The 26,794-nt window shown below is 35.7% G+C and carries 30 protein-coding genes; 2 read left to right on the forward strand and 28 right to left on the reverse strand.

Going from position 1 to position 26,794, the window contains the following annotated elements:
- Positions 1 to 34: 34 nt before the first annotated feature.
- The 11 genes from BN3326_RS20795 to BN3326_RS20845 form a co-directional block, all read right to left on the reverse strand.
- Positions 35 to 1,753 carry a motility associated factor glycosyltransferase family protein gene (locus BN3326_RS20795; RefSeq protein WP_070001155.1) on the reverse strand — a complete coding sequence of 573 codons (1,719 nt, stop codon included), beginning with the start codon at positions 1,751 to 1,753 and terminating at the stop codon, positions 35 to 37.
- A 34-nt stretch (positions 1,754 to 1,787) separates the two neighbouring features.
- Positions 1,788 to 2,090: a hypothetical protein gene (locus BN3326_RS20800; protein ID WP_141722964.1), complete on the reverse strand. Its 303-nt coding sequence runs from the start codon at positions 2,088 to 2,090 to the stop codon at positions 1,788 to 1,790.
- 107 nt (positions 2,091 to 2,197) lie between these two features.
- Positions 2,198 to 2,485: a hypothetical protein gene (locus BN3326_RS20805; protein ID WP_070001157.1), complete on the reverse strand. Its 288-nt coding sequence runs from the start codon at positions 2,483 to 2,485 to the stop codon at positions 2,198 to 2,200.
- Between the two features lie 117 nt (positions 2,486 to 2,602).
- Positions 2,603 to 2,956 carry a hypothetical protein gene (locus BN3326_RS20810; protein ID WP_070001158.1) on the reverse strand — a complete coding sequence of 118 codons (354 nt, stop codon included), beginning with the start codon at positions 2,954 to 2,956 and terminating at the stop codon, positions 2,603 to 2,605.
- Positions 2,953 to 3,945 (reverse strand): glycerophosphodiester phosphodiesterase family protein, encoded by a 993-nt coding sequence (locus BN3326_RS20815; RefSeq protein WP_070001159.1) that lies wholly within the window; start codon positions 3,943 to 3,945, stop codon positions 2,953 to 2,955. The genes BN3326_RS20810 and BN3326_RS20815 overlap by 4 nt, the downstream gene beginning before the upstream one ends.
- Positions 3,946 to 3,976: 31 nt before the next feature.
- Positions 3,977 to 5,506 (reverse strand): transglycosylase domain-containing protein, encoded by a 1,530-nt coding sequence (locus BN3326_RS20820; RefSeq protein ID WP_070001160.1) that lies wholly within the window; start codon positions 5,504 to 5,506, stop codon positions 3,977 to 3,979.
- A gap of 5 nt (positions 5,507 to 5,511) precedes the next feature.
- The gene (locus tag BN3326_RS20825; RefSeq protein ID WP_070001161.1) at positions 5,512 to 5,880 is read right to left on the reverse strand and encodes a BlaI/MecI/CopY family transcriptional regulator; all 369 of its coding nucleotides are present in this window, start codon (positions 5,878 to 5,880) and stop codon (positions 5,512 to 5,514) included.
- A 176-nt stretch (positions 5,881 to 6,056) separates the two neighbouring features.
- On the reverse strand, positions 6,057 to 7,013 hold the full coding sequence (gene msrB, locus BN3326_RS20830; protein WP_070001162.1) for a peptide-methionine (R)-S-oxide reductase MsrB: 957 nt from the start codon (positions 7,011 to 7,013) through the stop codon (positions 6,057 to 6,059).
- A 65-nt stretch (positions 7,014 to 7,078) separates the two neighbouring features.
- Positions 7,079 to 7,936: a mechanosensitive ion channel family protein gene (locus BN3326_RS20835; protein WP_070001163.1), complete on the reverse strand. Its 858-nt coding sequence runs from the start codon at positions 7,934 to 7,936 to the stop codon at positions 7,079 to 7,081.
- An 82-nt stretch (positions 7,937 to 8,018) separates the two neighbouring features.
- The gene (locus tag BN3326_RS20840) at positions 8,019 to 10,055 is read right to left on the reverse strand and encodes a sensor histidine kinase (protein ID WP_207646383.1); all 2,037 of its coding nucleotides are present in this window, start codon (positions 10,053 to 10,055) and stop codon (positions 8,019 to 8,021) included.
- Between the two features lie 58 nt (positions 10,056 to 10,113).
- Entirely contained in the window at positions 10,114 to 10,806 is a 693-nt protein-coding gene (locus BN3326_RS20845; protein WP_070001165.1) for a response regulator transcription factor, read from the reverse strand.
- 259 nt (positions 10,807 to 11,065) lie between these two features.
- Between BN3326_RS20845 and BN3326_RS20850 the strand changes: the two genes are divergently transcribed.
- Positions 11,066 to 11,752: a thioredoxin family protein gene (locus BN3326_RS20850; protein WP_070001166.1), complete on the forward strand. Its 687-nt coding sequence runs from the start codon at positions 11,066 to 11,068 to the stop codon at positions 11,750 to 11,752.
- 62 nt (positions 11,753 to 11,814) lie between these two features.
- Here the strand turns inward: BN3326_RS20850 and BN3326_RS20855 are convergent, their stop codons facing one another.
- The 3 genes from BN3326_RS20855 to BN3326_RS20865 form a co-directional block, all read right to left on the reverse strand.
- Entirely contained in the window at positions 11,815 to 12,792 is a 978-nt protein-coding gene (locus BN3326_RS20855; protein WP_070001167.1) for an aldo/keto reductase, read from the reverse strand.
- Positions 12,793 to 13,104: 312 nt separating this feature from the next.
- Positions 13,105 to 14,025, reverse strand: a complete 921-nt coding sequence (locus BN3326_RS20860) for a DUF4367 domain-containing protein (protein ID WP_070001168.1) — start codon at positions 14,023 to 14,025, stop codon at positions 13,105 to 13,107.
- Positions 14,025 to 14,573: a sigma-70 family RNA polymerase sigma factor gene (locus tag BN3326_RS20865; protein ID WP_070001169.1), complete on the reverse strand. Its 549-nt coding sequence runs from the start codon at positions 14,571 to 14,573 to the stop codon at positions 14,025 to 14,027. The genes BN3326_RS20860 and BN3326_RS20865 overlap by 1 nt, the downstream gene beginning before the upstream one ends.
- Before the next feature lie 229 nt (positions 14,574 to 14,802).
- Between BN3326_RS20865 and BN3326_RS20870 the strand changes: the two genes are divergently transcribed.
- Complete coding sequence (locus tag BN3326_RS20870; RefSeq protein WP_070001170.1) at positions 14,803 to 15,036, forward strand: hypothetical protein; 234 nt, start codon at positions 14,803 to 14,805, stop codon at positions 15,034 to 15,036.
- 54 nt (positions 15,037 to 15,090) lie between these two features.
- Here the strand turns inward: BN3326_RS20870 and BN3326_RS20875 are convergent, their stop codons facing one another.
- From BN3326_RS20875 to acpP, 14 genes are all read right to left on the reverse strand, one after another.
- Entirely contained in the window at positions 15,091 to 15,744 is a 654-nt protein-coding gene (locus tag BN3326_RS20875) for a M48 family metallopeptidase (protein ID WP_070001171.1), read from the reverse strand.
- 49 nt (positions 15,745 to 15,793) lie between these two features.
- On the reverse strand, positions 15,794 to 16,549 hold the full coding sequence (locus BN3326_RS20880) for a nitroreductase family protein (RefSeq protein WP_070001172.1): 756 nt from the start codon (positions 16,547 to 16,549) through the stop codon (positions 15,794 to 15,796).
- A gap of 85 nt (positions 16,550 to 16,634) precedes the next feature.
- Positions 16,635 to 16,811 (reverse strand): hypothetical protein, encoded by a 177-nt coding sequence (locus BN3326_RS22150; protein ID WP_171903874.1) that lies wholly within the window; start codon positions 16,809 to 16,811, stop codon positions 16,635 to 16,637.
- Between the two features lie 556 nt (positions 16,812 to 17,367).
- Positions 17,368 to 17,922 (reverse strand): cysteine hydrolase family protein, encoded by a 555-nt coding sequence (locus tag BN3326_RS20885; protein ID WP_070001173.1) that lies wholly within the window; start codon positions 17,920 to 17,922, stop codon positions 17,368 to 17,370.
- Positions 17,923 to 18,503: 581 nt separating this feature from the next.
- Positions 18,504 to 19,445, reverse strand: a complete 942-nt coding sequence (locus BN3326_RS21810) for an acetyl-CoA carboxylase carboxyltransferase subunit alpha (RefSeq protein WP_141722966.1) — start codon at positions 19,443 to 19,445, stop codon at positions 18,504 to 18,506.
- Entirely contained in the window at positions 19,446 to 20,300 is an 855-nt protein-coding gene (gene accD / locus BN3326_RS21815; protein ID WP_070001174.1) for an acetyl-CoA carboxylase, carboxyltransferase subunit beta, read from the reverse strand.
- Positions 20,290 to 21,666 (reverse strand): acetyl-CoA carboxylase biotin carboxylase subunit, encoded by a 1,377-nt coding sequence (locus tag BN3326_RS20900; protein WP_070001175.1) that lies wholly within the window; start codon positions 21,664 to 21,666, stop codon positions 20,290 to 20,292. Before BN3326_RS20900 ends, accD begins: the two co-directional genes overlap by 11 nt.
- A 16-nt stretch (positions 21,667 to 21,682) precedes the next feature.
- Complete coding sequence (gene fabZ / locus BN3326_RS20905) at positions 21,683 to 22,105, reverse strand: 3-hydroxyacyl-ACP dehydratase FabZ (RefSeq protein WP_070001176.1); 423 nt, start codon at positions 22,103 to 22,105, stop codon at positions 21,683 to 21,685.
- A gap of 17 nt (positions 22,106 to 22,122) precedes the next feature.
- The gene (accB, locus tag BN3326_RS20910; protein ID WP_070001177.1) at positions 22,123 to 22,578 is read right to left on the reverse strand and encodes an acetyl-CoA carboxylase biotin carboxyl carrier protein; all 456 of its coding nucleotides are present in this window, start codon (positions 22,576 to 22,578) and stop codon (positions 22,123 to 22,125) included.
- Positions 22,579 to 23,823, reverse strand: a complete 1,245-nt coding sequence (fabF, locus tag BN3326_RS20915) for a beta-ketoacyl-ACP synthase II (RefSeq protein ID WP_070001178.1) — start codon at positions 23,821 to 23,823, stop codon at positions 22,579 to 22,581.
- A 26-nt stretch (positions 23,824 to 23,849) separates the two neighbouring features.
- Positions 23,850 to 24,593 (reverse strand): 3-oxoacyl-[acyl-carrier-protein] reductase, encoded by a 744-nt coding sequence (gene fabG, locus BN3326_RS20920; RefSeq protein WP_070001179.1) that lies wholly within the window; start codon positions 24,591 to 24,593, stop codon positions 23,850 to 23,852.
- Positions 24,587 to 25,528, reverse strand: coding sequence for an ACP S-malonyltransferase (gene fabD / locus BN3326_RS20925; protein ID WP_074463635.1), 942 nt, complete (start codon positions 25,526 to 25,528; stop codon positions 24,587 to 24,589). The genes fabG and fabD overlap by 7 nt, the downstream gene beginning before the upstream one ends.
- Positions 25,529 to 25,572: 44 nt before the next feature.
- Positions 25,573 to 26,520, reverse strand: a complete 948-nt coding sequence (gene fabK, locus BN3326_RS20930; protein ID WP_070001180.1) for an enoyl-[acyl-carrier-protein] reductase FabK — start codon at positions 26,518 to 26,520, stop codon at positions 25,573 to 25,575.
- A gap of 26 nt (positions 26,521 to 26,546) precedes the next feature.
- Positions 26,547 to 26,774: an acyl carrier protein gene (acpP, locus tag BN3326_RS20935; RefSeq protein ID WP_070001181.1), complete on the reverse strand. Its 228-nt coding sequence runs from the start codon at positions 26,772 to 26,774 to the stop codon at positions 26,547 to 26,549.
- Positions 26,775 to 26,794 lie beyond the last annotated feature (20 nt).

Raw genomic sequence — 26,794 nt, forward strand, 5'->3', positions numbered from 1 at the left:
CATCTCCTCATCTTATACCTTATTTCAATATATGCTACTTATAAAATTCCGTTACTGTTTCGCACCCTATGTGTTTTACTTCTTCTAACATCTCTTGCATCGCTTGAAAATAAGCCTTAAAAGCTTGTGCCTGATGCTGCAAATCTGAAGTGAGTCTGTCATAGTCTTTAGCAAACATATTAAATGCATTCTGTTTAATATCATACTTAAATTTACTAAAATAGCCTCCTAAATAATGACTTTCTGCAGCATTTTCAAACTCATTGACAAGCTTTAGAATATATAATATTCTTTGTAAATCGATATCTTTTTCCTCGACATCAATTAAAGACTTCTCACTATTTTCTAAGATGATTGTATTGCATAATTCTAATCCCTGGCCAGCTTTTTCCAAACATTCATCAATATACCTAAGTATCGTATCTGCCGCCGCTTTACTCTCTATAACGATATCTTTATAAGGAGTCAAAGTTTTTTTTGATGCGTAAGGTATACTGCTTTTAAATATCTCTGAGAGTTCTTTATGCGCTGCCCCCTCAATTTTTGCCCCATAGGAACAGTTAATAAACGCTACATCAGTTTTTGACTGATAAAGTGCTATATAATCCTCTAATTTCTTTCTAAAGTGATTAAGCGTTAAGGTCGTTTTGACCTGATTCCCAAATACATCTTCAACTGTTATTTGAGATTCATACTTAAGTGTTTTGTCACGTTCATAAGTTGCTGTATCTGAATGATGCTTATCATAGGTATAAGCAAGATCTTGCCCTACTAACACTATAGGGGAACATCCCAGCATATTTGCCATATCAATACAAGTATGTGCTACTGAGCCTCCTAAATAAGCTCCCTTTAAATGCCTAAATGCTTTTATTACTTTAGGCAACAAAGAAGCTATATATATTTTTTCGCCTTGGTAATCCTTTACTAAATACCTATTGCTATACTCATAAAAAACCAGTGGTACATCTAAATCTAAATGCTCTTTCATCATATCATAGTTAGCATCTATGGGATCTATTGATAAAATCATATCTGGCTTTATATCGTTTTGGATAAGTGCCCGTACTGTTCTGCTTCCTGCAATAATAAAGTAGTCTTTCAGTCTGTTTTTATGAGCAGCCATAACTTGAATATGCTTATCTAGTGAAGGTCCAGCTGATACAATAATAGCTGGCACATTTTTATTGGTAAATAGATAATGGTGAATAGGTGTGGCCTTATTTAATATTTTTAGATTAGCAAGCATATTTTGAATAAATACTTCTCTAAATCTATTGGCTAAAACAAGTTGTGAAGATGCATTAATATAAGCCCAATCCAAAGTCTCTACTAAGTGATCATATTCTTCTTTGTAGATCTTGGCATAGTTTCCAAATGCATGGAAATATAAATTATTAAAATTAACACTATTAATATGTTTATCAAAAAAATTTTTCAACTGGTCTTTTTCATAAAAAACAAGTTGAATCTGTTCAGCTATACGCGGGTTATATTGCTCAAAAACTTCTGCACTAGGTTCAAAAATCACGACTTTATTCTTACTGCATAATAGACGAGATAAGGCGCCTAGATAGCCTCCTGTATCTATGCCAAATATAAAAATGATTGAATCATATTTGATATCATCTAAAGTCCCCAGTAAATCATCTATATCTTTTTGATAGGTTTTACGATGAGCTAACTCATGACTCTTACTCCCTTTTTTTATACGATATACGTTATATCCATCTGCTGTCTTATACTTTTTCATAATGCCTCCTTGTCACAATGACATCGATGTGATTTTAAGGATAAATAGCTGAGTAGGCTATTAATTTATAACTATATCCACTACAAGCTCTAGGTAAAGATATGCCATATGAACCATCCTGCATCGTAAAGGTCACCCCTAGCCGCTTTTCTACTGGCGGATGTATCGTTCTATTTATTTGCAATACTTCTACCGCCACGTCAGGTAAGGGCTCTCCATTTGGACTATACACAATACCTTTAAGTAAAATATATTTCTTGGCTGGTAAAACCATATCTACAGTCATGATTTCACAACAAATAATCCGGCTTCCTGAAATGACGATTTTAGGTGCCATATACATATCCCCCCCTTCTTAGCAAATAATGGCTTAATAAAGCCAAAAAAACTTATCTTATATGCTATTCATATAAGATAAGTAAACACTCCTAAAAATTCTAAAGACTAATTGTCATAGAATTTTATGGTAAGTGCTACATTGGCTTTGCACGTTATACCATATATCCCTTCTGCATCAGTAAAGGTCATACGTGTAGCTGGTCCTGTAGTAGGTGCTGTACTTTCCCATACTTGGACAGCGCCGCTTGCCAGTGGCGATTCTGATAAATCCAGAGCTGTTCCTTTGAGTAAAAATAATCCCCAAGTACTTGCAGTAACATTTTGATCTACTACTGTTCCTGATACTGCTGATGCTGATGGTATTACTTTTCCTTTTGGACTGTAATTAGGCATATATATTACCTCCCTTTAACTTTAGATAAACTCTAACTCTCATAGTATAATATGACAAGTATCGCCAAATGTTGTTTGTTTTAAATAATCTTATCTGTATGACTATCTATTTCTAGCTTATTCTTGCTCCTTTAAAGAAAATAAGAAAGCTGCTGCTAAAATGACTAACTCAATAAATGCCATAGGATATCTTTGAAATTTATAAAATAGGCAATATAACATACTCAGCCAAAATACAAGTACAAAAAAATTCGCAAAAATGCTTAGTTTTCTAATGGATCGTATTTTTGTTCCATAATTGATCCTAAGAACATTTAAATAGCCAAGCAGCATCAAGGTGGTTCCTCCATTAAAAAACCAAAATGCAGGTTCCTCCAAGCTTTTAAAAAACAATGGTGCTGCAATACACTGCAGCACCCCGGTTACAATTATTAAGTAAGCGTTATATAAATCATATTTTTTAAAATTCACTTCATGCTCTCTCCTTTTACCGTTGGACCAATGCGATCAATACGATTTGTCCAGATTCCCCCCGTATAACTAAGAGGTATTTGATTTAAATCTTCTATGTTATCAAATCCTTCTGACCACTTTCCATCTCCTGCGACGACAATAAAAAGCGAGTTGGCATTGTCCATTCTCTTAATCAATCGATGGGGCCATCCCCATAATACCTGCGCATATTTTTGAGGTAAATGCAGATAGGTATTCTTCATTGAATCCGGCACATATCCGCTCCATCCCACCAGCATATAAGAAATTAAAGCTTTTTTCATCGTCCTTTTAGACATTACTCGTAAATTCGGAAGGTTTTGTTTAAGCCTGTCAATAGGTTCATCTCCTCCATAGACTATAAGCCGATCCAGACGACTTTGAGGAATATTTTGAAGATACTGTGCCAGTAGTTCCCCCTCTTCTGGATCATTACTTTTAATATGGATTAAGAATGCTTGGCCCTCGAAATAGTCCAAAACCTCATCTAATGTAGGCATAAGCCCAATACCTTTGCCACGAAAGGGGTAGGTTTTTCCACAATCAGCCGTATAACCATACCCAATATCAAGGGTTTTTAACGCCTCCATGGTATATTCTCTTGTTCTGCCTGCACCATCTGTACGATAGTCAAGGGTTGCATCGTGAAAAACAGCAAATTTTCCGTCTTGAGTAAGTTGTATATCAAACTCAACGATATCAGCCCCAAGCCTAAAAGCTGCTTCCATAGATGCAATGGTGTTTTCTAAGTAAGGATGTTCTGGCTCGTATATACGCCGCGCTGTATTGGTTTCTCCAGTGATCCCTTCCATCGGAAAAGTTTGAGCGAGTCCCCTATGGGCTAACAAAATAGGCTTTTCTGCACTCTTTTTAGTAAAAGTCGAACTGTTATTAACATAAATAAACGTAACAAAAATAATACTTAAACAAATTATTTTATGCTTTAATAGCTTTCTAAATGGTTTCATAATGTGTGCTTCCTATACTTTCTTTCAATCTTTATTCCTTCATCATGCTTATAATATAATCTGCTTTATTTTTATTGTTTTCTGGACTTAGCAAAGGACTGTATAATGTTGGTGCTTGTATCACTGCAATCAGTGTGGCTGCTTCTTCTTTTGATAAATCTGAAGGCTCTTTTTCATAATAAGTTCTTGCCGCTTCTCCTATCCCCTGAATGCCATGGCCAAAAGCAATAACATTTAAATAAGCTTCCATAATCTGATCTTTGTTATAGTTTCTTTCTAGTTTTAGTGCTGTATAAATTTCTTTTCTTTTTCGGCTTAGTGAAATAGGTTCATCCTCTAAACTTACATTTTTAACGAGTTGCTGAGTGATCGTTGAAGCCCCTTGAAGCTGCCCTCTTTTTGTTACATTATTTATAAATGCTCCAGCTATTCGCGTTATATCTACACCACTATGTTTATTAAAATTTCTGTCTTCACTTGCAATAGCTGCACTGACTACATAGGGAGAAACCTTATCTAGTTCTGTCCAATTTTCACCTTGCTGCTCTTTTACCCTTTCGAGCTGGATATCAATCGTTTTTTGACTGGCATCACTGATAAAAAAGGCTCCCATTCCAATTAAGATGATGATACAAACCATTTTTATTAAAAAGTTAGGTTTTTTATAACGAAGTACTCCCTTAATCCTCTTTTTCATATTACTTTCTCCAAAGGCTACGATCCCTACGCTTTTAAGACTGCCTTTTTCTAGTGAGAAGTGAAGCAGTGAACTTGCATACTCTTTTTTGATATCCTGATCTGAAAGCTGGATAACTTTTTCATCACAGGATCTTTCCATATCTTTGTGCGCTAAGCTTAATGCAATCCAAATAATAGGATTGAACCAATGAATGCATGCGGCCATTAGAGCGATTAGTTTAATAAGATGATCAAATCTTTTGATATGTACTATTTCATGCTTTATAACATTTTTAAGCACCGTCTTATCTTTGGCTGTAATAAGCGCAGCAGGTACTATAATTTTAGGTTTTAAAATACCACATACGACTGGGGTAGACAGTTCTTCTAAACTAAATATCCTGACTTTTCTTTTGAGAATTTCTTTTTTTAATGCTTCTTCTAATAAGTCATCTGGATGATATACTATAGCTTCATTAAGTTTTTTTACAGTCCCATAATAAAATAGAATACAAAGGCCTATTAAGATTAATGCTGTTATAAACCATGTGTTAATAATAAATTCTTGACTTATCATATTTGAAGTGTCACTGACTTGATCAGTATTTAAAATTCGATCTATAGGCTGCTTTGTATAGTCTTTTATTGTGGTGTCCAGTGATATGGTAATATTTTCTGCTGAAATAGGATAAAGATTAAAAATACTCACAGCGGATGAAAAAGAGATAGGCACTAGCAATCTAAATAGCAAGATCCCCCACATAGCGTAACTCAATATCTTAGGCAATCGGCTGCCAATTAAAGCTCTTAGGAAGATGATCAAAACTGCTGCCAAAGTAGATAACATACTCATATAAACTACTTTATTAAATAAAGTAACCATACTGATTATTCCCCTTTCTGTGTATACTCATCGATAATGGTTTTAAGTTCTTTAGCCTCTTTCTCTGTTATTTTTTCTCTTTGTAAAAATGAGGCTAAAAACATCTTTATAGACCCCTCATAAACTCTTCCTAATAACTCCTCACTTTGTACTTGCTGCACTTCTTGTCTTTCTATAAGACTGGTCACTATGGCCTTTTCATTTTTTATGATCCCTCTTTCACCCAGTCTACGTAAAACAGTATAGGTTGTGGATTTTTTCCACCCAAGTTCAGCGTTTGCAAGTTTAACAAGTGCTGTAGAATTGATTGGTGCTCTGTGCCATATTAACTGCATAAATTTCATTTCAGAATTTGATAATTTAATTGTCTCCATCGTTCTCCCTTCAAGTCTTTAGACGATAAATTGATTAACGTTTAGGTTTAAAGTTGTAAACCTTTATTAAGTCTACAACTTTAAACCTCTGTTGTCAATAGGTATTAAATAAAGCCTAATGATTTTTAGATTAAAAATCATTAGGCTTTATTTTTAAAATTTACCTTAATAACTAGCTATACCTGATCAAGATACGCCGCGTACCCTTCTTCTGCCATTTTTTCTTTAGGAATAAATCTAAGTGCTGCAGAATTAATACAGTATCTAAGGCCACCTTCTTCTACAGGGCCATCATCAAATACATGACCTAAATGAGAATCCGCATGTTTACTTCGCACTTCGCTGCGAATCATCCCGTGGGTTAAATCTTCTTTTTCTCTTATATTGGCATGGCTGATAGGCTTTGAAAAAGCAGGCCACCCACACCCTGAGTCAAATTTATGTTTAGATGAGAACAACGGTTTGCCACTTACAATATCCACATAAATACCTTCTTCAAATTGATCGTAATAGGCATTATTATAGGGAGGCTCCGTCCCATTTTCTTGTGTAACCTTATACTGTATATCAGTTAGGTTTTTCTTCAATTCTTTTTTATCCGAAGTATTGTTATACCAATTTTTTTCAATAAATGCCTCTCTTCCAGATCCTTTATAATATAGGTTGTATCTAAAAGGATTCGTTTTATAATAATCTTGATGGTACGCTTCCGCTGGATAAAAAACTTCAGCTTCTTTAATAAGCGTTGCGATAGGCTTTTTAAACCTTCCGCTCATTTCAAGCTCTTTTTTGTAATTTTCCGCTATCTGCCTTTGCTCATTATCATAATAAAAGACAGCTGTTTGATAACTTGTTCCCCTATCGTGAAACTGTCCACCCTCATCTGTAGGATCGATGCTTCTAAAAAAAGCATCTACAAGTTCCTTATAACTTGCTTTTTCTGGATCATAAGTGATCTGAACGGCCTCATAGTGACCTGTGGTATGGGTACATACTTCTTCATATGTTGGGTCTTTCTTTTGTCCCCCAGTATAGCCTGCTACCACCTTTATAACCCCCTCTAATTGATCAAAGGGCTTTACCATACACCAAAAACATCCTCCTGCAAAAGCCGCAACTTTAACCTGACTCATTTTATCACCTCTTTATTTATTATCCCAAGGTTTATTCAAATTATTTCAGCCAGAACTATATTTTCTTATCCTAATTTTATTTCTTCATATGCTTTAGTCATCTTAAGAATTGCTTCCCATAAAATATGTTCTGTGACTCTTACTTTTCTAGGCTCACATAAATAACGGACATTGAAAAGAATCTGATGTTCTTTAAGTTCTGTATAGATCGTTGGCGTTAAATTATTATAATAAATCAAATAATGCTTGCCTGCCTCATTGATCTGTGCTTTAGCTTCTTCTATCATCTCTCCAGTATGTTCTTCTAACAGCTTATAAATAAGCTCTTTTGCAAGCTCCCAGTTACTGTCTTTATCAATAGGAATAACAAGCTCATTCCATATAAATCTAAAGCCCTTTTCATAGTTAGCCAGTGGGTAGTTAAAGATATACAGATTAGGTATATTCACAATTCTTCCTGTGCTTTGCTCCCCTGCAATACGATTGCCTACCTCTAATATGCTAAATTGCAAGAGCTTCACGTCAATGACATCTCCTATTTGTCCCGAAATCTCAATCCGATCTCCAATCTTAAAAGGGGCTGCCCATAGTATGTAGAGTGCACCTATCATATTCAGTATAATATCTCTCATGGCAATAGCCATACCCGCTGTGAAAACCCCTATAAAGGACAGTATATTGTCTTTAGAGTCATACCAAATAATCAAAAGTGCAATGATAAACAGCACATTAAATAGTGATTTTACTGCTTTTCTTATGGTGAACTCTTTAGCTGCGTCGTACTCCTTTTTGCGGACAATTCTCATGGTATAGCGCTTTACCCCATAAAATACAAGCAGCACACCTACTGTATAAACTATGTTTTTTAATATAATATTATTATTTACTATATGATCTAAAAGATAAGTTTGTATCCAATTCAAATGCTTTACCCCCTATTTAAGTTGATTTAAATATACCATGAGGACTAAATAGGAGGCAAATAGATTTTTAGCTAAGTTCTCTTTAGCAAATAGGAATTTTAACTTCTACTTTAAACAAATCCCCATCAATACTATTATGAAATAATCCATTTTGCAGCTTAACCAAACTTTCAGCAATAGCAAGCCCAAGACCTGAGCCTTCAGTACTTCTTGATTTATCACCTCTTACAAATCTTTTAGTTAGTTCACTTGGATCTATATTTAAATATTCTTTAGATATATTTTTAATAACAAATACACCATATCCATTTTCCTGTAGAATATCAATATAAACTCTTGTATGGGGCATTGCATACTTATTGACATTAGATAATAAGTTTTCTATGATACGATACATATGTCTGCCGTCAGCTAAAATACGAACTTCTTCCATTCTATTCATAACGATCATTAATCCATTTGCTTCTAATCTGTCAGTATATTCTCCTATGGCTTGTCTAGCAAGCTGATTAAGCTCCAGTGGTGCTAAGTTGGCTTTTACATTACCCGTTACAGCCTTAGACGCATCTACTAGATCTTCAACAAGCTGTTTAAGCCTATTGCTGCGTTCATCTAACACTTGAATATATTCTTTTGCTGCAGTATTTTCCATAGGTTCTTCTTTGAGTAAATCAATATAACTTATAATAGAAGTAAGGGGTGTTTTAAGGTCATGGGATACATTGGTAATAAGCTCTGTTTTTAATCTTTCACTTTTAAGAGAGTCTTCCACTGCTCGCTCAAGGCCCTCCCCTATGTGATTAATAATATGCGCCATATCATTCATAACAGGTAACGCATAGTTTAGTTCGATTTTGGTCTTGATATTACCTTGTGCTATCTGCTTACTGCCTCTAAAAAGCTTCAAGTAATCCAGTACTATTTTTAATAGAGCAAGTGCTGCTGCTACATTAAATCCTAACATCAATACCATGCCAGGTAGTACAATAATGCGCGACCCAAATACCAACATGATAAAAACAAACATAAAATTTATAAAGAAATATGCCCCTACTATTAAAACCGCTGCCAGTGGCAATGTCTTTTCTTTTACAAGTGTTTTAACTAACCATCTTGTTACGCGCACAACGCCTATATATTGATGCATCGTATGATTTTTAATATGTTTTATTAGACTGCTTGCAAAGAGTATGTTGATAAAAACACCTATACTCACTAAAAGAAATATGCCTATTTCCACTCCCAGACTACTAGGATCAAAAGTATAAGGCAGCCAGCTATGAGGTACGATTTCACGAAGTATTCTTGCACTGCCAGCTACCCAGATAAGCATACCCAAACCATAAATAATAAATTGTATTTCAAAAGGTATTTTATCAAATAACCTGATTGTAATAGGCCCCCCCTTCTCCCTCTGTCCTATTATTTTTATCCAGTACACGAGTAAAATAAGGGCAAGGAGGACGCCGATTATGCCCGCCCCATAAACTTTATCTCTTATAAGGCTGCGTTTGTCAAATTCTTGTTTGTCCTTGTAAAACCAATCTCCTTCTTTTACTTCTTCAGTAACAGCTACATAAATTTCAAAATCTTCATCTCCCTCAAACGGCTCTCCAGTATAAAAATTTTGATTATAGTTGTAATAAAAATAACCTTCATTCCCATAAGGGGTCTTATGTGTTTTAAGTATAGTACTACCGTTCGCCCAAACAAAACCTGGTCTTTTGATAAGTTCCTCTATAACCTCTTTTTGGTTGTTGCTATTATAACGTGCTATATTTGTAACTACCTCTCCTGTTGTTAGATTAATGCCTAGATACTCCACATTAATATTATCTTTTATGAGTTCTTGCTCGATACGTTTAAAATAAGCTTGTCGATCTTTAATAATAGTCTCTATAGCTTGTTCATCATTTTTTATCTTATCATTATTTGCTTTATAGGCTTTTATCTGTTCTTCTTCAATACTACTAGGACTAAATATGGCTTCATCTTTATAACGTACTATCCAATCTCTTACAAAACCAGTTTTATAAGTTAATTGATTCATAAAACTAGCACTCTCATACCAACTTTTTTCTTTTGGAATACTTCCTAGGCCTGCTAAACTATTAAACATCAAAAAAGCAGACACACAAAATAAAATACAGACTATGCCTTTAGCCACATAACTATAACTACATTTTTTCAACCAGGTAACCACTACCCCACACCACCTTTACATATTTTGGTTCTTTGGGATTAATCTCGATTTTTTCTCTAAGTCTTCTAATATGTACTGCAACTGTGTTCTCTGCAGCATAAGCTACGTCCTGCCATACATTTTCATAAATCTGATTAATAGATAAAATAATCCCCATATTCTTCATGAGATACACGAGTATTTTATACTCTGTAGGCGTTAACTTAATAAGCTCTCCATCCACGGTGACTCTGCCTGTTTCTGTATCTACCATTAAACCACCAGTTACTAAAAATTGTTTTTCAAGCTGCAGACATCCAAGCGTTGTATACCTTCTTAATTGTGATTTTACTCTGGCTAAAAGCTCAAAGGTATTAAAGGGCTTGGTCATATAATCGTCCGCTCCAAAATTCAGTCCAGCAATCTTATCCGTATCTTCACTTTTAGCCGAAAGAATAATAATAGGAATATTTTTTTCCTGTCTGATACGAAGCGTTGTTGATAACCCATCTAACTTAGGCATCATCACATCTAACAAAACAAGATGTACTTCCTGCGTTCTTATAAGCTCCAATGCCTCTAAACCATCATACGCCTTAAGTATACGATAGCCTTCTTTTTGCAGATGAAGCGCTATAGAATTAACAATCAGCTTATCATCATCACATACCAACAAAGTATAAGTCATACGCCTTCCTCCATGTTACATACTACTTTTTAAGTTTATTATACACGAGATTAATCCTTAAGATACTTTCATTTTATATGAACCATCTTACAAAACATGAAATAACTTTCTTACAAATTCTTAAGAAATAACTACTTACTAAAAATATATTATTATTTTCCATTTTCTTTTTCTATTAATCATTCTAAAAATACACATACTAGATTTAGATTCATAGATTGATAAGTCATTTTAATATAAAGATTAAGGAGAATGAATGATGCAATATATAGATGAAAAAAGATCTCTAACGGAAAAGTTCCTAGGCACTGCCAGCACGCTTTTAGGTGAATCTACAATAAAGCTTCTTAAAATTATTTTTTCAAATCTTGAAAGAGAAATTACACTTGCTACTATTGTAGACTCTGAAAACCCTAAATCTATAGAATTAAAAAACTATATTCGAAGCATCGCAAGCTTAAGCCGGTATATTCATACTGAAACTTATAATAAAGATGAAAATCCTGATGCTGAAGTTTTTTTCCATGCTGATAAGTTTCCTGTTGTCAGTTTAATTGATGATGAAAACTATTATATGGGTGTTAAGTTTCATGGTCTTCCAGTTGGTGATACACTTACTGCCTTCATTTTGGCTATTTACTATTTAGCTGGCCCTAGAGAAGAACTTGACCCTTCCTTGGCTCAAAAGATTATTGCTATTGACAGGCCTGTTGATCTTAAAGTATGTGTATCTTCTACTGGCAGCTCTTATTCTGATACTGTAGTGTCAGCCCAAAGACTCGCTCTATTAAATCCAAATGTTCAAGCTGAAATGATTGATATCGATTTATTTCCTGCCCTCAAAAAACACTATGGTATCAAACAAGTACCTGCGCTTATTATTAATGACGAAACCATTTATTTTGGTCCTAAAACACTAGATGAAATACTTGATTATATTTTATAGCACAAAGAGACACTTTTCTCAAGTGTCTCTTTGTATTTTATAGGAACGCATTTACTTTTGCCCTATAAAGCTAAGGCATCTTCTCTCATACGTGCTGTATCTGCAGCATCCAGTATAATATCTGCTCCTTTAATATTATCCTCTAGTTGTTCTGTCTTTCTCGCACCACAAAGTACATTGACATTATCTCCTTGTGCGAGCAGCCAAGCAATAACAAGATGTGTTGGTGTACAGCTATACTTTTTACAAAGATCCTGCCACCCCTCCACCATATTGACTACCTTCGCAAGATTTTCTGGCTGATACCATTTTTTGCCGTAACGGGCACTATTTACTTCCGGTACATAATCTTTTTTCATTTTACCTGTTAAAAGCCCTTGTTCAAGGGGCGAATAAGCTTGAAAAGTAATATTGTGCTTCTTGGCAAGTGGTAAAAGTTCCTCTTCAATACGTCTGTCTATAAGACTATATTTTTCTTGTATGATATCAAGTTGTCCATACTTTACATATTCTTCAATATGCCAAGGCGTTACATTAGAAGCACCGATTGCTCTAATCTTGCCTTCCTTTTTTAGTTCATTCAGTGCTTCCATTGTTTCGCTGACTGGTACAAGAAAAGGCTCAACACTTTGCCAATGGGTAAAATAAACATCAATATAATCTGTCCCTAAACGTCTTAGGCTCATCTCAACATCATCTTTAATAGCTTTTTTTGAAACATTCTTATAAACATCCCTGCCATCTCTGCTAAAATAATAGCTGCCCTCCTGATCAGTCCACCTTAGCCCACATTTTGTAGATACAAGTACGTTACTTCTTCTATCTTTAATGGCTTTACCAACTACTTCTTCACTATGTCCAAAACCATATACAGGGGCAGTATCTACTAAGTTAATACCTTCTGCAATCGCTTCATGGATTGTCTTAATAGACTCATTATCATCATTCTGCCCCCACCAAGAACCGCCTCCAATAGCCCAAGTTCCAAGAGATACAACAGATGCTTTAAGATCTGATTGTCCAATTTGTTTATAAATCATATTATGCCTCCTATCAAATAGTCTTCTAATATCATTTTCTTTTATTATACAGGCTTCCTAGGCCTTGCTTCTTATTATATCACAATCTTCTTTAATGCCTAAATACATATTAATTTTAAATATAATAACTATTATAAACTGTGAATATTCCCTGTTCATAATTTTGGCTGACAAGACGAAAGTACTTTTAGCTTATTAGCGTAGCAAAAACAAAGCTTCTTCAAGAGTCAATGATTATCTTATTACCATTGACTCTTGAAGAAGCTTTAATAGATCTATTATCTCACTGTCTAATATTATTTATATTCTACATTACTTAATGGACTCAGCAATCTTAATCAACTCTTCTTTGCCAACTTCTCCCTCTGTCTTAGCGCCACTTAAAAAGTATATGTTTCCATATATTTCCCAGTCTAGACTTCTATCGCCATGTAAAATAGCATCTTCACCATTGATTTTTATTTTTTTCAGATTTCCCGGAGTACTTCCTATAGTAGCAGTTCCTTCATCCGCATACCTTTGCTGCATATAAATATATCTTTCTGCTGTTAGATGTGAAAAATAGAGGGAAATGTACTTAGTATCTTTCACAATACCTTTTTCATCTTTATAAAACTCAGCCCTGTCAAATACATACCCTTCTGGTAAGTAAGAAGGCAAAATGACCTTGAAACAAGTATAGTCATTTAATCTTTCTGAATCCTTAATGACTAGCGTATCTTCTGCTCTTGATTTTTCTCCTTGTGTTACTGTTACAATCTCTCCACTGGGCTTAGCACTTTCAATTCTTTCTCCATCTACTGTATAAATATCTTTTGTTTCTTCTGTAAAGTAATCTATGGGCTTACCCTCTTTATCAAAAATCTTCCCCTTTAAAGAAGGAGGCACGGGGCTCTCTTTAACGCCACTATCTTCATATTGTATAGCGGTTACATGTCCTAAGGATATTTGCATTATAATTTTTTCTACTAGCTCTTGTGCAAAAGTCGTTTGCATACTAAGTGTTGTTACCAGTGCAATGGCTGCTACCGCTAGGCCTGCTTTTTTAACTTTCTGCACTAACTTCATATTATTTACTCCTTCAGACTCATTGAGATTTTTTAGGGTCTTCATATACACTGTTTCTTTATTACTACTTTTGCTAAAATCCACGGCGATTAACTGTCTTGTTAAGTCTAAAAACGCACTATCTATTTCCTTATCTCTTTCTTCTTTGAAATGATCTTGATGCATTACTCATCCTCTCCTTCCAGCTTAGTCTTTAATTTCTTCATAATACGATAAAGCTTTACGCCCACATTACTTTCGCTCATGCCTAAAATCTGTGCTATTTCCTTATTTTTAAGACTTGCACCAAACTTATACGCTATAAGATGCCTTTCATTCTCTTCCAGTACTTTAATAGCCTCTAGGAGCTCACTACTTGTTTCTCTGCTTATAATTAACGCCTCCGGCTCTTTGCTGGCAGATTTTAAATGCAGTATACTATCTATTGAAATCCATTGATGCTTTTTTTTACTTCTAAAATAATCATTTACTACATTCCTTACAATTGCAAATAACCAAACTTCAAAATTTGACCTTTCCTCCTTATAAGTATGTAGCTTAAGCATAATCTTCTCAAACACTTGACTTGTTAAATCCTCTGATACATATTGGCAATGCACACGGTAATAAATGCAGTTATAAACTCTCTTATAATAAGTTTCAAATAAATATGTAAGCTCCTGCTCCCTGACTTCGCATTGATTTAGGCAGCCTTGTATAGCAACTTCCTCCATTCTTAAAACTCCTTCCTTACAAACCTAATGACTTAGCTAAGTTATTACATAGGTTAATACGTAATACTTTATATTTCATTACACCTCTTTTAAATCTTTTTATAATTATGGGTAAGCTGTATCTTAAATTTTTATATCTGACTAAATCAAAGAATCCTTTACAAATAGTCTTTGTAAAGGTAGGATAGTATAGAACATATTAATGTATTAAATTAAATGAGGTGACAAAATGGATGATAATAAAGCATTAGAGGTACTAAAAATATTTTACTATGGCTGTAAAAGTATGACTGAGCTTACTACTAAAGCAAAAGTCTCTAAGATAGAAGCAAGTAACATATTAAAAAACGCAAGAGATTGTCAGTTAATTTCTTACAGTACTAAATATTATGGAGAAGTTTTTGATAAGGTTAGAAAAGATAAATTAGGTGCTTACTTAAGGAAACATAATATTATTGAATAAACCTTTATAACTTATAAGCATCTCGCTTAGCCCTTTACACGGCAAGTAAGATGCCTATAGTGTCATATAGCGCCCATATGCCGCTAAAAACTCTTGCTTTTTTTTATAATCTGGTATAATACTCCCAACACGTCTCCAAAAAGACCTGTCATGATTCATATGCATCAGGTGACATAGTTCATGAACGATCACATAATCTATAACCTCGACCGGAGCCATAGCCAGTCTATAATTAAAAGTTATTCTTTTATCTGAACTACAGCTTCCCCAGTGGGTCTTAGATTCTGTTATTTCAACCGTTTTAGGTTTTACGCCAAGCTGTTTTTCATAGATCTTTATCCGTTTCGCTACCACATCCTTGCAGCTGGAAACATAAAATTTTTTGAGACTCTTTTTGAGTTCATCCTCTTCTAACTCTATGTTATCTATTAATTCATGAAGCAAGTACTCTTTTCCAAGATGAAGAAACTTTCCCTCCTCATGATATGCTTTTGGCTTTGTAACTTCTTTTAATTTTTTGATCCTCTGCAGCCCTTCTAATATCCACTTACTATTTAGCTCTACAGTTTTTATGATCGTTTCTTCGCTAGTATGCTTGGGTGCCTTAATCGTTATAAAACCTGTTGATTCTATATGAATGGATAATTTCTTCCCCTTACCATACTGCACATTGCATTCTATTATATTATTCTCTATTTCAATTTTCATACGTACCATCACTTCTGTCAGTTATTTTGCTGGTGTTTGTTTTGCATTTTTAGGCGTTTTTTACTTTAACTTTTACCATAAATTCATACCCATTAGGTGCGGTATTTTTATTGAAATCAACAATCCCGGTTTTTCCCTGATGTTCCAGTGACAACATTAAGTGACACAGTGCAATACCAATGTCAATCTGATTCATTTTCCCATAAAGGGGTGCTTTAATAAAATTTAACTTTTCGCGGCTTACTGTTATTTCATTCATATCCCCGCTGAAAAACCAAGGCTGACTATTAGAAGCCGAAGGCGCCAAGCGAACAGGCTCTAACAATTCTTCTGCACTACTTATGCTTGAGATAGCGTCTATGCTCTTTCGCCTAAATTCAGAAGCATCAGTTCTGTGTACTCGCTCCTCAGTATTGCCAAAGGCAAGCATAATAACAAACTTCATACCATTTTTCATAGTTGGAATATCTTTTGAAAGCTTTGCCATCCCCAGCCAGCAGCTGCCTAAATGATTGGCCGAAAGATAAAGGTCAATCTGCTGCAACAAATAACCCGCATTCATTAAATACCCCTCTTTTTCCTCAGAAAAAAGACAAATATAATGAGGTGCTTTAATCGGCAATAGATTTTTTACATGCTCCTCACTTATATAAGAAAACGCATAGCCAATACTTGCATCAAGCGGTCTAGCATTATTGGCATATTCTTTTACTTTAGTAAGCACTTCATCCGTAAGTGGTGTTTGAGTATATTTACGAATAGATTTTCTTTTAGAAATTGTATTAAAAAGCTGTGTATTTGTCATCCTATTACCTCCTGATATTTACTGGCTCCTGATCTTTTACTTGCCTTTCGTTATGCTTTGATTCTATACTAATGCTTAATCGTTTTCAAGTAATAAGCTTAGTGAATTTTTCTCTTGTAATAAATCTAAACCGCGGATAAAAATCAAGTACACTATCATTTGCAAAAAGATAAAGAAGATTAGAATTATCATCCCATTCTGTTATAACTTTTTCAATAAGTATTCGTCTTCCCCCTACGACTGTCCGCAAACTACTAGTCATAGTTCTGGGTAGGTCCGCAGGGGAATTTTAGGGTTCTCCAGTTACTCACTTGCGTATTTCTAAAAATCTAAGCACTTTCTTCAAATGAACGGTCGAAACTCGCGAATTATAAAATTTGCATACAAATTTTATAATTGCTGCTCAAACAGTCTCCCTAAAAACCATTTGAATAAACTGCTAAGATTTTCTTAACGAAATACTCCAGAGGCAACTTCCGAACCCTAAAATCTCCTCTGCTAAGCTTTGAATTAGTTTGTAGACAGTCTGCCTCGCCCCCACTAGGCTTTATCTATCACAACAGTCCCCATTTGTATATATCGTTTTTATTCTCCTAGCACTAAAAACTCCCTGTTGTCTATATTTTATTAGTCTCTTTCAATATAGCAATCCTTTGAATTTTTTCAAGACAAAAAATCCCACGCTCATTTTAATTTCAAAAAGTTGTAAGACTTTATTCAGATGTACTTCAAAAGATTTAACCCCCCAATACACAGTTTAGGAAAACTACTGAATTGTCATATACCGTTTATTACAAAAAGACTATCCCCTTTGATTATCAATGGATATAGTCTTCATTGGAGGCATTTATTCTTTTAATAATTTTATCCACATCAACAACCTGAGCAAAACGATTATGCCAAATTTTATTTTCATAGTACTCACATAAAACTTCTGCAGTTGCTAGTGTATTATCAAAAGTGGTAGTTGTCCCTCTAGGAATAGTTATATTATATTCATATTCAAAAGCAACTCGGCAAGTAGTATCAAAGCAATACTCCACTTGCATGCCACAAAGAATTAAATTCTTTGCCCCTATACTATCTAAATGCTCTTTTAATCCAGTTTTTCTAAAAGAACTCGTAAAATGCTTTTCAATTATTACTTCATCATTAAGTGGTGCTATATCCTCAAATACTTTCCAGCCCTTACTACCAGCTTCTAATTCTGTTCCTATGCCATCATCATGACAAATATAAATAACTGGGATTTTATGCGCTCTACAGCTCGTTAAAATAGTTTTAATGTTGTCCAAAACCTTATTTTTATTATAAGGATTTTTTTCAATTAAAGCTGTTTGCATATCAATTATTATCATCGCATCGTACTTCATCTCATGTTCCTCCATAAATTTTATTGCCATTCCATAAAATCTTGTAATTACTGATATGTACTATCTTTAATTCAATTTTAAACTTATTATACAATATGAACCTAATTGTTGTTAACTGTTCATTTGCAATAATCTATGTTGTTTCTACCAAACTGGCGTTCACATTCACCTTATACATAACTGCAGCAACGACTAATCGAATTGACATCCCACTACTAAAATACTTACACCCTTCTTATAAATAGCAAAACTCATAAGTCGTTGATAGTCATTAATTTACGAGTTATCTATTAATATCTGCGAGTATTTTCACATGCGACGCACGGTTTAGGAACCCGGCATTCTTTTAAAGTAGATAAAAGTTATAAATAATATAGCTTGGTAGGGGGAGGGGTAACTTTCAGCTCGACTCGGGTTTGGCTGTGGGTAGGCGTGGAGAGATGAAAGTTACCCCTTCCCCTACCTTGCGGACGTAATACAACTACTATTTCTACCCTTAAGCCCAATAAAAAAAAGGCTATCTGAAAAGCCTTCTCAACCTTTCAAATAACCTCTTAAATTATGCATAGAAGCGCAACCTGCTACTCCTCAAAATAAGCCCCATACTCCCTAAAGCGCTCATATCTCTCATTGACAAGTTCTTCACAATCCTTGATAACAAGTTCATCAAGCTGAGCTGCAATATACGCTTTAAGTGCACGAGCTGCTTGTTCACGATCTTTATGAGCTCCGCCTACTGGTTCTTCTACAATATCATCTATAATGCCATATTCAAGCAAATCCCTAGCTGTAATCTTCATGATGCCAGCTGCTTCTTTGGCTCTATTGCTATCCTTCCAAAGAATACTTGAAAAGCCTTCTGGTGAAAGAATGGAATAGGTCGTATTAGTCTGCATAAACACTCTGTCTGCTACACCAAGTGCCAGTGCACCTCCGCTGCCGCCTTCTCCAATAATACCGGATATAATAGGTACCTTAAGCCTTGCCATTTCAAGAAGATTTCTAGCTATTGCTTCGCCTTGTCCTCTTTCCTCAGCACCAATGCCACAATAAGCCCCTGGTGTATCTATAAGGCATACAACAGGTCTGTTGAATTTCTCAGCCTGCTTCATAAGTCTTAGAGCTTTTCTATAACCTTCTGGATGAGGCATTCCAAAGTTTCTTTCTATATTTTCTTTTGCTGTATTGCCCTTATTCTGCACAATAATAGTTACTGTATGCTCACCGATTTTACCGATACCCCCTACAATAGCTTTATCATCTTTAAAAGCACGATCGCCATGAAGTTCTATAAAATCTGTAACAATATTATCGATATAATACTGGGCTCTTGGTCTTTCTATTTTTCTTGCGATCTTAACTTTATCCCAAGGATCATACAAAGTTCCTGCTTTTTTTTCTAATCTATAGACAACTCCTTTAAGTCTTGTTATTTCATCAGTAATCTCTGGAGTTTGTTCTAATTGACTAAGCTGATTAATGGCTTCGCCAAGAGCTTCGATCCGTTCTCTTATATTTTCCATTTACTTAGCCTCCTTTTGATGGAGTTTTAATAAACGTCCAAGAGTTTCTCTCATCTCTTGTCTTTTGACAATGGCGTCTATCATACCATGCTCAAGCAGAAATTCTGCCCGTTGAAAACCTTCGGGTAGTTTTTGCTTAATGGTCTGCTCGATTACTCTAGGTCCTGCAAATCCAACGAGTGCACCTGGTTCTGCCAAAATGACATCCCCTAACATGGCAAAACTTGCTGTTACGCCTCCTGTAGTTGGGTCGGTAAGTACGCTTATATATAAAAGTCCACTTTCATCATGTCTGGCTAAAGCTGCACTTGTTTTTGCCATTTGCATTAAGGAGAAAATACCTTCCTGCATTCTCGCACCGCCTGATGCTGTAAAAATAATAACTGGAAGTTTATGAAGTGTTGCATGTTCTATAGCTCTTGTCAGCTTTTCACCTACAACTGAGCCCATACTTCCCATCATAAATCTCGAATCCATAATGCCAATAACTGTTTTTTGACCCTCTATTTCAGCTGTACCTGTTATAACAGCTTCTTTTTGATCCGTTTTATCAATATAATTAACCAACTTTTTTTCATAGTCTGGGAACTCTAATGGATTGACACTCATCATATCTTTGTCGAGCTCACTAAAAGTTCCTTTATCAGCTATTGTTGCAAGCCTTGCTCTGGGCGAAAGAGGATAATAATATGAACAGTCCGGACATACGCCAAGCTGTGTTTTAAGATCTGTTTTATAGATACTTTTCTTACATCCTGGACATTGAACGTACATACCTTCTGGTATGCCTGTTTTTTTTGGCTGAGGATTCGCAGTAGCATATTTCTTTGATCGCTTAATGAAATTATCTAGCATCGTCATCCTCTCCCTGTTCTAAAATTGCTTCTAGGTTTTTTTCAATAAAGGAAGTATCAAAATTACCTTCTTTAAATGCCTTGGTGTTAAGTAGTTGATATTGGAAATAGATATTCGTATCTAAACCACCTATAACTAACTCCCCCAAAGCCCTTTCCATAATGTTGATAGCTTCTTCTCTCGTATCCCCATAGGTAATAATCTTTGCAAGCATCGAATCATAAGTAGGCGGTACTTTGTACCCTTGATATAACCCTGTTTCTATTCTAACCCCGCGACCACCTGGAAGATGAAGCTCTGATACAGTGCCTGCACAAGGTCTAAAGTTTTTGTATGGATTTTCAGCATTAATACGACATTCAATTGCATGTCCTTTTAACTTAATATTTTCTGTGGTAAGACTTAGTTTTTCTCCAGATGCAATTTTTAGCTGTTCTTTAATAAGATCTACACCTGTTATCATCTCTGTAATAGGATGCTCTACTTGAATACGTGTATTCATTTCTATAAAGTAAAAATGTCCATTTTTATCCACAATAAACTCAATAGTTCCTGCATTCTCATAGTTAACTGCCTGAGCAGCTCTAATAGCTGCTTCTCCCATACTTTCTCTAAGTTCTTCACTTAAAAAAGGTGAGGGGGCCTCTTCTATAACTTTTTGATGTCGCCTTTGAAGTGAGCAATCTCTTTCGCCTAGATGTACAATATTGCCATAAGCGTCACCTAATATTTGAAATTCTATATGGCGTGGGTTTTGTACATATTTTTCCATATACATACTGCCATCACCAAAAGCATTACTCGCTTCACTGCTTGCTGATAAGAAAGCTTTTTCAAGCTCACACTCTTCCCATACAATACGCATTCCACGACCACCACCACCTGCCGAGGCCTTTAGCATGACAGGATAACCTATTTGATCTGCAATCTTTTTGGCTGATTGTGCATCTGCTATTTTGCCATCAGAACCTGGTACTACAGGTACATCTGCCTGCATCATCATTTCTCTGGCTTTTGCTTTATCTCCCATCATACGGATCATATCAGCTGTAGGTCCTATGAATTTAACATCACACTGACTGCATATCTCTGCAAACTTAGCATTTTCTGATAAAAATCCAAAACCTGGGTGAATAGCATCTGAGCCTGTTAAAATTGCTGCACTGATAATGTTTTCTATATTGAGATAACTGTCCTTAGAAAGCGGACTCCCTATACAAACAGCTTCGTCAGCAAGTTTAACATGCAGCGCCTCTTGGTCTGCAGTAGAGTAAACAGCTACAGTTGCTATACCCATTTCTTGGCAAGCTCTTATAATACGAACGGCTATTTCACCTCTATTAGCGATAAGCACTTTTTGAATCACAATGTCTCACCTCCCCTTAGCCTATAGCAAACATAATTTCTGCTTCACACACTTTTTTGCCATCTACAGTAGCTAGTGCTTTACCAATGCCCATGGGGCCTTTTTGTTTAATAATCGAGCACTCTAGCTTTAAAATATCTCCTGGCAGTACTTTGTCTCTGAATTTAGCTTCTTTAACCGAGGCAAGGTAGGCAACTTTACCTTTATTTGCTTCTTGAGATAAAATAGCAATGGCACCAACTTGTGCTAATGCCTCTACGATAAGAACTCCTGGCATTACAGGCAGTCCTGGAAAATGTCCCTGAAAAAATGGTTCATTCATTGTAACGTTTTTGTACCCTATAACACCTGCGCCATTTTCTAGTATTTCAGCCTTATCTACAAGTAGAAAGGGATATCTATGGGGTAAAATCTCCATAATTTGCTGAATGTTTAACATGGTTTCACTCCCTTAAATTATTTAATCACAAATAATGGCTGAGCATACTCTACCATTTGTTCATTTTTTACTAATACTTCTACTATTTCGCCGTCTACTTCGGCTTCCACTTCATTCATAAGTTTCATAGCTTCTATAATACAAATCACGTCACCTTTTTTAATTTTAGAACCTACTGTTACAAACGGTGCTCCCCCAGGAGTACTTGATGCATAAAAAGTCCCTACCATCGGTGAAGTAATTTGTTTTTTTTCTGAGCAATCTTCTTTTTTAATAACAACATTGTCACTTTCGTTATTAATAGCAATAGTTGGATAATTCATAGCTGGTTGAACGACTTGGGAGCTGGCTATTTGAACGATCTCTTTTTCTTTTTCAAGGTTAATCTCAAATGTGTCACATTTGAGCGATAACTTCGTAAGATCAGCTTCTTTAAACTCATTAACTAATTGTTTAATAATTTCAATATCCATCTATACTTCATCCTCCCACTTTTTGACTATAATACTTGCATTATGTCCGCCAAATCCTAGTGAATTACTCATTGCATATTTAACTTTCATCGCTCTTCCTACATTAGGTACATAATCTAAATCACATTCTTCATCTGAAACCTGATGGCCAATTGTAGGCGGAACAAAATCCTCTTCTACAGCTTTAACAATAGCCACTGCTTCTATACCACCAGCTGCTCCTAAAAGATGTCCTGTCATCGATTTAGTTGAACTAATAGCTACCTTAGTGTCATACCCAAATACTTTTTTAATAGCTAGTGTTTCTATCTTATCATTGTAAGGTGTACTTGTACCATGAGCATTGATGTAATCTATTTCACTTGGATCAATACCAGCTTCATTAATAGCTTCTTGGATTGCTTTTGTCGCCCCTTCACCATCAGGCATAGGGGAGGTAATATGATAGGCATCTCCTGTTGCGCCATACCCTACTACTTCTGCAAGAATACGTGCCCCTCTTTTCTTTGCATGTTCTAGTGTTTCAAGTACTAAAACACCCGCACCTTCTCCCATAACAAAGCCATCTCGCTCTTTATCAAATGGAATAGATGCTCTTTTAGGATCACTTGAACTGCTAAGTGCCGTAAGTGCACTAAAGCCAGCTATACCAAGGGGTGTAATACATGCCTCAGTACCACCTGCAATAATGACATCATTAATACCTTGTTTAAGTGCTCTAAAGGCTTCACCAATTGAATGGGTACCCGATGCACAAGCTGTTACAACTGTTGAACAAATACCCTTTGCACCTGTATAAATAGATACATTGCCTGCTGCCATATTTACAATAGCCATAGGTACAAAAAGCGGAGATATTCTTTTAGCACCTTTTTCTCTTAGCTTTTTCGCTTCTTCTTCTATAACACCGAGTCCACCTATACCACTTCCGATGATAACGCCCACTCTAGTAGGATCTTCTTTAGTCATATCTATACCCGCCTGCTCTAATGCTTCTTTACTAGCATAAATAGCAAACTGAGAAAATTTCGCAAGTCTTCTTTGCTCTTTTTTATCCATATGTTTTTCTGGCTGAAAGTCTGTGACTTCTCCTGCAACCTTTACTTGTAATTCTTCCAAATGATTTGCATCGGAGATAAGTTTAATACCACTCACGCCTTCTTTTAAATTATTCCAATAAGTATCGATATCATTACCTACAGGGGATACGACTCCCATCCCAGTAACAACTACTCTATTACTCATTTTTCCACCTCCTTATTAGGGTTAGATTACATTGCCATACCGCCGTCTACTCTAATTGTTTCTCCTGTAATATAAGTTGCAAGGTCACTTGCTAAAAACAATGCTGTATTTGCTACGTCTTTCATGCTTCCATAGCGTTTCATTGGAATATTACTTGTTGTTGCTTCTTTTACTGCATCTGGAAGAACATTTGTCATCTCTGATACAATAAAGCCTGGCGCAATAGCATTGATACGAATATTTTTTTGTCCGAATTCTCTTGCTGCGGATTTTGTAAATCCGATAATACCAGCTTTTGATGCTGCATAATTACACTGTCCTACATTGCCTGCAAGTCCAACTACAGATGCCATATTAATAACACTGCCGCCAGTTTTTAACATAACTTTTGTAGCATGTTTTGTACAGTTAAACACGCCTTTTAGATTAACAGCAATAACTTGATCAAATTCTTCTTCTGTCATTCTTAGAAGCAGCATATCTCTCGTTATCCCTGCATTATTTACAAGAATATCTAGTTTGCCAAAGTGATTGATCGTCTTATCAATAAGTGCTTTTGATTCTTCAAAGTTTGAAATATCCGCACAAATAGCAACAGCACTGCCGCCTTTTTCTTCTATTTCTTCAACTACTGCTTTGGCTTCTTGGCCCATGCTGTGCATCGGGTAATTAATAACAACCTTTGCGCCGTTCTCTGCGTAAAGCATAGCGATTTCTTTTCCTATTCCTCTTACACTTCCTGTAACGATTGCAACCTTATCTTTTAGCATACTTTGCCTCCTATAATCTCTATTACATTTTCAAGAGAAGCTTGATCTTCTACATTTAACACCCTAACATCACCAGATATTTTCTTAACCAAATTACAGAGTGTGCGTTTAGGACCCACTTCTATAAATGTATCAAATCCTTCACCTATTAAATGCAGAATACTTTCTCTAAACCGAACCCCTTTTACTACTTGCAAAGGAATATTAGCAATTATCTGATTCTTGTTCATGTAATCTGCCGTTACATTGCTTATAATAGGTATATTCACTTCATTAAAAGTGATATGTTCAATCTCTGCCTGCAGTGCATCCGCAGCATCTTTCATCAGCGAGCTATGAAAAGCGCCGCTTACTTGAAGAGGCAATACCCTTTTAGCCCCTGCCTCTTTAAGATATGGCATAGCTGCCTCTAGTGCTTCTTTTGTTCCAGATAATGTAACTTGCCCTGGACAATTATCATTAGCAATTTCTGCCGGCCCTATTTCTTTTGTAACCTTCTTGCACACTTCATCTATTTTATCTATTTCAAGTCCAATCACAGCTACCATACCACCTGGATGTGCTTTTGCACATGTCTCCATATAGCCTGCTCTTTTTTCAACTAATTTCAAAGTTTCTTCAAAACCTAGGGCGCCACCTGCCATAATAGCACTGTATTCCCCTAGGCTAAATCCAAGTACTGCATCTGCCTTAAACCCTTTAGCTTTCAAAGCTTCATAAGCAGCTACATTCGTGGTAAAAAGTGCAGCTTGTGTATAACGGGTTTGATTAATAATTCCTTGCGAATCTTCGAAGCAAACTTCTTTTATATCCCAATCTAAAATATCAGCTGCCGCATCGAATATTCTTTTACTTTCACTATAATTATCATATAAGTTCTTGCCCATCCCTATACTTTGAGCGCCTTGCCCGGGAAATAATATCGCTGTTTTCACCTCTACCACTACCTGCTTTCTTCAATATTTCTTTGTACTATAGATTACATGTTTTCGTTAATATAATGTGTTCTTTGCAGTGTTATTTCTTTTAATTCTTTCATAAGTTCTTCAATAATTTCCTCTGCTGGCTGCCTTTTTTTAACAAGGCCTGCAATTTGTCCTGCCATAACAGAGCCATTCATGACATCACCTTCTATTACTGCTCTGTAGAGTCCTCCAGCACCTAGCTCTTCAAGCTTATTTAAGTCTGTACCCTCTTTTTCTAATTTCATAAAAGTTCTTGTCATTTGGTTTTTAAATACTCTGACGGGATGTCCTGTTGATCTCCCTGTTACTACAGTATCAATATCTGTAGCTTTTAATACCTTTTCTTTATAAGCTTCATGCACAGTACATTCTTCAGCTACTAAAAAGCGTGTACCGATTTGCACTGCCTGTGCGCCTAACATCATTGCTGCTGCAAAACCTCTGCCATCAGCGATGCCTCCAGCTGCTATAACAGGAATACTTACTGCATCTACTACTTGTGGTATAAGAGCCATTGTTGTGAGCTCACCAATGTGCCCTCCAGATTCACATCCTTCAGCAACAATTGCATCAGCTCCCTCTTTTTCCATTCTTTTAGCAATAGCCACAGATGGGACAACGGGAATAACTTTTATACCTTTAGATTTCCATAATTCCATATATTTCCCTGGGTTACCAGCACCAGTCGTAACAACCTTTACGCCTTCTTCTGCTACCACCTTTGCAACTTCATCAGCATGGGGGCTAAGAAGCATAACATTGACACCAAAAGGTTTATCAGTTACCTTTTTGCATGCTCTTATTTCTTCTCTAAGCCAGTCAGCTGGTGCATTACCTGCAGCTATAATGCCTAGACCCCCTGCTTTTGATACTGCCGCTGCAATGGCATGATTGCTTACCCACGCCATTGCACCTTGAAATATAGGATATTTAATGCCCAGCATATCACATATACTATTCATAGCATTCAAACTCCTTTGTTAATGGTTTATTGTCTTTCTGTAATATAGTTTACTGCATCTCCAGCTGTTTGAATTTGCTCTACATCCTCATTTGAAATTGAGATGCCAAATTCTTCTTCAATTGCCATAACGATTTCAAAAAGATCCAGTGAATCTGCACCTAAATCATCACGAAATGTTGACTCCATTTTAACTTCTGATTCTTCAATACCTAATTTGTCTGCTACGATTGCTTGTAATTTTTCAAATACCATTTTAACTTCCTCCTAATATT

Origin of the sequence: Cellulosilyticum sp. I15G10I2 (assembly GCF_900095725.1) — a bacterium.
In the GTDB taxonomy this organism is placed as follows: Bacteria; Bacillota; Clostridia; order Lachnospirales; family Cellulosilyticaceae; genus FMMP01.

Coding starts and splice junctions, on each gene's coding strand:
- BN3326_RS20795 (WP_070001155.1), bottom strand. CDS start 1,753: ATGAAAAAGTATAAGACAGCAGATGGATATAACGTATATCGTATAAAA.
- BN3326_RS20800 (WP_141722964.1), bottom strand. CDS start 2,090: ATGGCACCTAAAATCGTCATTTCAGGAAGCCGGATTATTTGTTGTGAA.
- BN3326_RS20805 (WP_070001157.1), bottom strand. CDS start 2,485: ATGCCTAATTACAGTCCAAAAGGAAAAGTAATACCATCAGCATCAGCA.
- BN3326_RS20815 (WP_070001159.1), bottom strand. CDS start 3,945: ATGAAACCATTTAGAAAGCTATTAAAGCATAAAATAATTTGTTTAAGT.
- BN3326_RS20820 (WP_070001160.1), bottom strand. CDS start 5,506: ATGGTTACTTTATTTAATAAAGTAGTTTATATGAGTATGTTATCTACT.
- BN3326_RS20825 (WP_070001161.1), bottom strand. CDS start 5,880: ATGGAGACAATTAAATTATCAAATTCTGAAATGAAATTTATGCAGTTA.
- msrB (WP_070001162.1), bottom strand. CDS start 7,013: ATGAGTCAGGTTAAAGTTGCGGCTTTTGCAGGAGGATGTTTTTGGTGT.
- BN3326_RS20840 (WP_207646383.1), bottom strand. CDS start 10,055: ATGTTTAATAGTTTAGCAGGCCTAGGAAGTATTCCAAAAGAAAAAAGT.
- BN3326_RS20845 (WP_070001165.1), bottom strand. CDS start 10,806: ATGACTTATACTTTGTTGGTATGTGATGATGATAAGCTGATTGTTAAT.
- BN3326_RS20850 (WP_070001166.1), top strand. CDS start 11,066: ATGCAATATATAGATGAAAAAAGATCTCTAACGGAAAAGTTCCTAGGC.
- BN3326_RS20855 (WP_070001167.1), bottom strand. CDS start 12,792: ATGATTTATAAACAAATTGGACAATCAGATCTTAAAGCATCTGTTGTA.
- BN3326_RS20860 (WP_070001168.1), bottom strand. CDS start 14,025: ATGCATCAAGATCATTTCAAAGAAGAAAGAGATAAGGAAATAGATAGT.
- BN3326_RS20865 (WP_070001169.1), bottom strand. CDS start 14,573: ATGGAGGAAGTTGCTATACAAGGCTGCCTAAATCAATGCGAAGTCAGG.
- BN3326_RS20870 (WP_070001170.1), top strand. CDS start 14,803: ATGGATGATAATAAAGCATTAGAGGTACTAAAAATATTTTACTATGGC.
- BN3326_RS20875 (WP_070001171.1), bottom strand. CDS start 15,744: ATGAAAATTGAAATAGAGAATAATATAATAGAATGCAATGTGCAGTAT.
- BN3326_RS20880 (WP_070001172.1), bottom strand. CDS start 16,549: ATGACAAATACACAGCTTTTTAATACAATTTCTAAAAGAAAATCTATT.
- BN3326_RS22150 (WP_171903874.1), bottom strand. CDS start 16,811: ATGACTAGTAGTTTGCGGACAGTCGTAGGGGGAAGACGAATACTTATT.
- BN3326_RS20885 (WP_070001173.1), bottom strand. CDS start 17,922: ATGAAGTACGATGCGATGATAATAATTGATATGCAAACAGCTTTAATT.
- BN3326_RS21810 (WP_141722966.1), bottom strand. CDS start 19,445: ATGGAAAATATAAGAGAACGGATCGAAGCTCTTGGCGAAGCCATTAAT.
- accD (WP_070001174.1), bottom strand. CDS start 20,300: ATGCTAGATAATTTCATTAAGCGATCAAAGAAATATGCTACTGCGAAT.
- fabZ (WP_070001176.1), bottom strand. CDS start 22,105: ATGTTAAACATTCAGCAAATTATGGAGATTTTACCCCATAGATATCCC.
- accB (WP_070001177.1), bottom strand. CDS start 22,578: ATGGATATTGAAATTATTAAACAATTAGTTAATGAGTTTAAAGAAGCT.
- fabF (WP_070001178.1), bottom strand. CDS start 23,823: ATGAGTAATAGAGTAGTTGTTACTGGGATGGGAGTCGTATCCCCTGTA.
- fabG (WP_070001179.1), bottom strand. CDS start 24,593: ATGCTAAAAGATAAGGTTGCAATCGTTACAGGAAGTGTAAGAGGAATA.
- fabK (WP_070001180.1), bottom strand. CDS start 26,520: ATGAATAGTATATGTGATATGCTGGGCATTAAATATCCTATATTTCAA.
- acpP (WP_070001181.1), bottom strand. CDS start 26,774: ATGGTATTTGAAAAATTACAAGCAATCGTAGCAGACAAATTAGGTATT.